Source organism: Thermus neutrinimicus (assembly GCF_022760955.1).
Taxonomy (GTDB): Bacteria; Deinococcota; Deinococci; order Deinococcales; family Thermaceae; genus Thermus; species Thermus neutrinimicus.
Genome location: NZ_JAKTNU010000035.1, coordinates 1 through 5,390 on the forward strand (window position 1 = coordinate 1; position 5,390 = coordinate 5,390).

At 66.5% G+C, this 5,390-nt stretch carries 6 protein-coding genes and 1 pseudogene; 2 read left to right on the forward strand and 5 right to left on the reverse strand.

All coding sequences use genetic code 11. The features are described 5' to 3' along the window. On the reverse strand, positions 1–697 hold a 697-nt coding region (locus tag L0C59_RS10960), incomplete at its 3' end, for a phosphorylase family protein (protein WP_243091363.1). Between the two features lie 11 nt (positions 698–708). Next, complete coding sequence (locus L0C59_RS10965; protein ID WP_243091364.1) at positions 709–1,338, reverse strand: ABC transporter ATP-binding protein; 630 nt, start codon at positions 1,336–1,338, stop codon at positions 709–711. 48 nt (positions 1,339–1,386) lie between these two features. Between L0C59_RS10965 and L0C59_RS10970 the strand changes: the two are divergent. Continuing rightward, positions 1,387–1,985, forward strand: a pseudogene (locus L0C59_RS10970) (Crp/Fnr family transcriptional regulator). Positions 1,986–2,009: 24 nt separating this feature from the next. After that, positions 2,010–2,780, forward strand: coding sequence for a 2-phosphosulfolactate phosphatase (locus L0C59_RS10975; RefSeq protein ID WP_243091365.1), 771 nt, complete (start codon positions 2,010–2,012; stop codon positions 2,778–2,780). On the opposite strand, the gene L0C59_RS10980 is transcribed toward L0C59_RS10975, so the two are convergent. The 3 genes from L0C59_RS10980 to L0C59_RS10990 all read right to left on the reverse strand — a co-directional run. Further along, positions 2,733–3,665: a hypothetical protein gene (locus tag L0C59_RS10980; protein WP_243091366.1), complete on the reverse strand. Its 933-nt coding sequence runs from the start codon at positions 3,663–3,665 to the stop codon at positions 2,733–2,735. The two genes, L0C59_RS10975 and L0C59_RS10980, sit on opposite strands and share 48 nt — an antisense overlap. Before the next feature lie 78 nt (positions 3,666–3,743). Continuing rightward, on the reverse strand, positions 3,744–5,057 hold the full coding sequence (locus L0C59_RS10985; RefSeq protein ID WP_243091367.1) for a dipeptidase: 1,314 nt from the start codon (positions 5,055–5,057) through the stop codon (positions 3,744–3,746). Continuing rightward, on the reverse strand, positions 5,054–5,390 hold a 337-nt coding region (locus L0C59_RS10990; RefSeq protein WP_243091368.1), incomplete at its 5' end, for a heat shock protein transcriptional repressor HspR. The genes L0C59_RS10985 and L0C59_RS10990, both read right to left, overlap by 4 nt.

Below are 5,390 nucleotides of genomic sequence, written 5' to 3' on the forward strand. Positions count from 1 at the left end.
CACGTGGGCGCAGGTCCATCCTAAAGGGGTGGTCCCACGTTTTGACGTGTACTGAGGGGGGAGCCAGCTCGGGGTCGCCGATGCGGTTGGAAACCGTGAGGATGGCCCCGGCCCGCACCTTTCGCATCTTACCCAGGAGGAAGAGGGCGCTGGCCTCCATCTCAAAGGCCAGCACACCCAACTGGGCCCAGGCCTTCGCCCCCTCGAGGGTGGTGGCGTAGAAGGCATCCTCGGTGGCCACCAGGCCCACATGGTATGGGTAGCCCCTGTGCTCCGTCCGCTTCCAGAGGGCACGGAAGAGCTCGGCATCGGGCACGGGCGCATAGGCCCGGCCTTGCAGGTACTGCCGGGTGGTCCCGTCCAAGGGCACCGCCCCCTGGACGATCACCAGGTCCCCGGGGGAGAGGCCCTCGTCCACCGCCCCACAGGTACCCACCCTGAGAAGCACCCTGGCCCCCAGGCCCACGAGCTCCTCGGCCACGATGCTGGCCGATGGAGCTCCCATACCCGTGGTCTGCACGGAAACCGGCACCCCCCGGTACCGGCCGGTGAAACCTAGAAGGCCCCGGTAGGAGGTGTAGAGCCTGGGTTCTTCAAGGAAGGTGGTGGCGATCCACTCCGCCCGACCCGGATCCCCAGGCAGGAGCACCCTTTCCGCCACCTCCCCTTTCCTGGCCCGCACGTGAATGGGACTCATACCGCCCCATTTTAAAGCCGCAAGGCGGGAAGCCCTTCCACCAAGGCCTCGTCGTGGGTGGAGAGGAGAAGGGCCGCCCCCACCTCCCTGGCCAACTCCCGCATGAGCCTCAGCACCTCCTTGGCCTGGTTGCGGTCCAGGCTGGCCGTGGGCTCATCGGCCAAAAGAAGCCTGGGCCGGAGGTACAGGGCCCGGGCCACCGCCACCCGCTGCCGCTCCCCACCCGAAAGCCTCTGGGGAAGGAAGTCCGCCCTTTCCCCAAGGCCCAGCCGGGAAAGGAGCCCAAGGGCAAAGGCCCGGTCCACCCGGCCCGCCAGGTAGCCCGGGGCCAGGACGTTTTCCAAAGCGGTGAGCTCGGGGAAAAGAAAGTGGTGCTGGAAGACAAGGCCCATAAAGCGGAGCCGCCACCTGGCCAAACTCCCCTCGGAAAGGCCCCGGATGGGGGTTCCTTCCCAGTACACCTCCCCCTCCTGCAAGGAAAGAAGGCCCGCCAGGAGGTGTAGGAGGGTGGTCTTGCCGCTTCCCGAGGGCCCCAGGACGGCCAGGGCCTCCCCGGGGCGGAGCCTTAAGGAAACACCCCGGAAAAGGTAGCCGTTCCCGTAAGAGAACCCCAGGCCTACCGCCTCCAGGACCGGGTTCACCCTCTCATCCTCTAGGCAAAAGATGAAGCCTAGGTTAGAGTATGGCCGATGCCCGCCTCCCCCCTTTTCCAGGATATGGGCCCGGAGGAAACCCGCCTGGCCCGCTCCTACTTCCAACCCCTCACCTACCCCAAGGGCAAGCCCATCTTCCACCAGGGGGATCTGGGACAAGCCCTTTACCTGGTGGAGGAAGGCCGGGTGCGCCTCTACCGCACCCACCTGGGAGGCCAGGAGAAGATCCTGGGGCTTTTGGGCCCTGGGGAGGTCTTCGGGGAGATGAGCCTTTTGGACGGGGGGGAACGAAGCGCCAGCGCCGTGGCGGAGGAGGACGCCCTCCTCCTCGTCCTCTACCGGGATGCCTACTTCGGCCTCATCCGCCGCCTGCCCCTCTTCGCCCACAACCTGGCCAAGATCCTGGCCCGCCGCCTAAGGGAGCTCAACCTGGAGCTGGACCTTCTGGCCTTTGAGGAGGCCAGAAGGTCCAGCTCCGCCACCAGGACCTGGCCGCTTTGGCCGGGGTGAGCCGGGAGACCACCACCCGGGTCCTCCACGAGCTGAAGGACCAGGGCATCCTGCGGCTCTCCTCAGGGGTGGTGGAGGTGGTGGACCCCGGGCTTTTGGAGGAGGTGGCCTTTGGCCTGGCTTGAGGAAACCCAGCCGGAGGAGTCTCCATGCGCCTGAAGGTGGATGTTCTCCCCACGGAGGAGCTGGTCTACCCCGATGTGGTGTTGGTGGTGGACGTGATCCGCTCCACCACCACCGCCGTCTGCTTCCTGGAGGCGGGGGCCGAGGCCCTGTACTGGGTGCCAAGCCTCGAGGCCGCCCGGGCCTTCAAGGACGCCGACGTCCTCCTGGCAGGGGAGGTGGGGGGGTTGAAGCCCCCCGGGTTTGACCTGGGGAACTCCCCCCGGGAGGCCCTCGAGGCCCCCGTGGGGGGCAAGACCGTGGTGATGAGCACCACCAACGGCACCAGGGCCGCCCACGTGGCCGCAAGGACCGCCAAACACGTGCTCCTGGCCTCCCTCTTTAACGCCCACGCCGCCGCCCGCCTGGCCCGGGAGCTGGCCACGGAGGAGGTGGCCATCCTGGCCGCCGGCAAGGAGGGGCGGGTGGGCTTGGACGACCTCTACACCGCCGGGGTTTTGGCGGAGTACCTGGGCCTTCTGGGGGAGGTGGAGCCCGAGGACGGGGCCAGGATCGCCTTGGCGGTAAAGCGAAACTACCAGGACCCCCTGGAGGCCCTCTCCCTCTCCGCCGCCGCCATGACCCTAAAGGGCGTGGGCCTCGAGGCCGACGTACCCTTCTCCGCCCAGGTGGCCAAAAGCGCTGTGGTTCCCATCCTCACGGGCCGGGTGGGGGAGGCCCTCATCTTCAAGCGGGCCCTCCCGGGGACCCTAAAGGAGCCGGGGAACCAGGCGCACGAAAAAGGCCATCCCCAGTAACTCCACCAGGGACTGGAACACGATGACCAAGGGGGCGAGCCCCGCCTCGGGTAGGGCCAGGCTTAAGGGGAGCACCAAAAAGGAGTTCCGCGTGCCCAGGCTGAAGGCCAAGGTCCTCCCCGCCTTGGAGGGAAGGCGGAAGAACCGGGCCAAAAAAAGGGAAAGCCCCAAGGCCAGAAACAGGTAGAGGGAAAAAACCCCAAGCAGGAGGAAAAGGTGCCCCCAAAACCCCACAAGGAGGCCCGCATGCCCCAGGGCCACCAGGAAGACCACCAGGGCCAAAAGGAGCACGGGCCAGGAGGAGGTCCGGGCCACCACGGCCTTCCCCCAGGGCCGGGCCTGAACCCAGAAGGCCAGAAAGAGGGGCAGGAAGACCACCAGAACCGCCCCCAAGAGGGTGTGCGGCTCCAGGCGGGACACCCATCGCGCCTCCTCGAAAAACAGGAAAAGGTAAAGGGGGAGAAGGGCTAGTTGCAGGAGAAGGTTCAAGGGCGTGAGCACCAAGGCCCGGGCCATGTCCCCCCGGCCCAGGTAGCTAAAGGCCAGAAACCAATCGGTACAGGGCACCAAGAGGACCAAGGCCACCCCCAGGCGTAGCCCCGGTTCCTGGGGCAGAAGCTGAAGGAGGCCCAAGACCGCTAAGGGCACCAGGAGGAAGTTCCCTACCACCCCGGCCAGAAAAAAAGCCCGGTCGCGGAAGGCCTGGCGCAGGGCGCGAAAGGGAACGGGCAAAAAGGTGAAGAAGAGCAAAACCCCCAAAGCCGGCCAAAGCAGGACCTCTCCCCAAGGGGCAAGCCCCGGAAGCCAGAACCCCCCACCCGCCCCCAGGAGGGCCGCCCCCAGGTAGAGGGGAAGCTGGTACCGCTCCCATACACTCCCCACCATCTCCTCCCTAACCTTCTTGCTGCTTCCGGCGCTTAGGCCAACCTGGAGCCTGGGTCGGATTACGGGTACGCCAGGGCCTCATCCTCCCTGGGCCAGGAGCTGATAGAACCGCTTCAGGACCGCAATGCCCTTTTCCAAGTTAATCAGGTCAAACTTCTCGTTGGGGGCATGGAGGTTGTCGTCGGGAAGCCCTAGGCCCAGGAGGACCACGGGCGCACCCAGGGCATCCTGGAGCTCCGCCACCACCGGGATGCTCCCTCCCTCCCGGGTGTACACGGGGGGTCTGCCCCAGACCTCCTCCAGGGCCTTGGCCATGAGGCGCATGGGGGGGCTAAAGGGATCCGTGAGAACCGGCCTGCCCCCGTGGAGGCGGAGGACCTCCAGGGCGTAACCGGACGGGCAGACCTCCCGCAGGTAGGCCTCCACCTGGCCCGCCACCTCCTCGGGATCCTGGTCCGGCACCAGGCGCAGGGAAACCTTGAAGCCCGCCTCGGCAGGGATCACCGTCTTTGAACCCTCCCCCTGGTACCCCCCCCAGATGCCGTTGGGGTCCAGGGTGGGCCGGGTCCAAAGCCTCTCCAGGGGGCTAAAGCCCTCCTCCCCGGGGAGCACCTCCACCCCGAGTTCCCGCCTCAAGGCCTCCTCGTCCAAGGAAGGCCAGAGGCCCTTCTCCTCCTCCGAAACCGGCCGGACCCGGTCGTAGAGGCCAGGGACCAGGATCCTCCCGGTTTTCTCGTCCTTTAGTTTGGCAAGAATCCACCCCACCGCCTGGATGGGGTTGGGAGCCACCCCGCCAAAGCTTCCGGAGTGCAGGTCCCGCCGGGCTCCCTTCAGGTGCACCTCCAGGTAGGCCAGGCCCCTTAGGCCATAGGTAAGGGTGGGGGTGAGGGGAGCAAACATGGCCCCATCGGAGATGAGGACCACATCGGCCCTGAGCTTTTCCCGGTGCTCCCGCACAAAGGGCAGAAGGCTCGGGCTTCCGATCTCCTCCTCCCCCTCCACCAAGAACTTCACGTTGACCTGGGCAGTAAGGCCCTCCAGGGCCGCCACGTGGGCCCAAAGCTGCCCCTTATCGTCGGAGGCTCCCCGGGCGTAGACCCTTCCCTCCCGCACCGTGGGGACGAAGGGGGGGGTTTCCCAAAGCTCCCAGGGATCCGGGGGCTGGACATCGTAGTGCCCGTAGACCAGGACCGTGGGGGCTTGGGGATGCCAAAGGCGCTCGGCGTAGAGGATGGGATGAAGCGGAGTCTCGTGGAGCTCCGTGCGGAAACCTCGCTCCCTTAGCCTCTCCCCTAGCCAGAGGGCCGCCTTGCGAACATCTTCCCTGTGAGCGGGATCCGTGGATACGGAGGGGATGGACAGGAACTCCAAAAGGGGCTCTAGCGCATTCACGCCCCCATGCTACTCCCTTCGGAAAGGGTCTTGCCCTCCTCGAGGAGAAGGAGCTTCAGCCGGGCCACCTCGGCCTCAAAACGGGCCTGCAGGGCCTCCAGCTCCGAACGGAGCCGCATGATCTCCTCCACCCCCGCCAGGTTCACCCCAAGCTCCTGCGTCAGACGGCGGATCTCCCTCAGCCTCTCAATGTCCCGCTCCGAGTAAAGCCGCGTCTTCCCACCCGACCGCTTCGGCTTGATCAAACCCTTCCGCTCGTAAAGCCTCAGGGTCTGCGGGTGCATCTCCAAGAGCTCCGCCGCCACAGAGATCACGTACACGGGACGGTCCTTG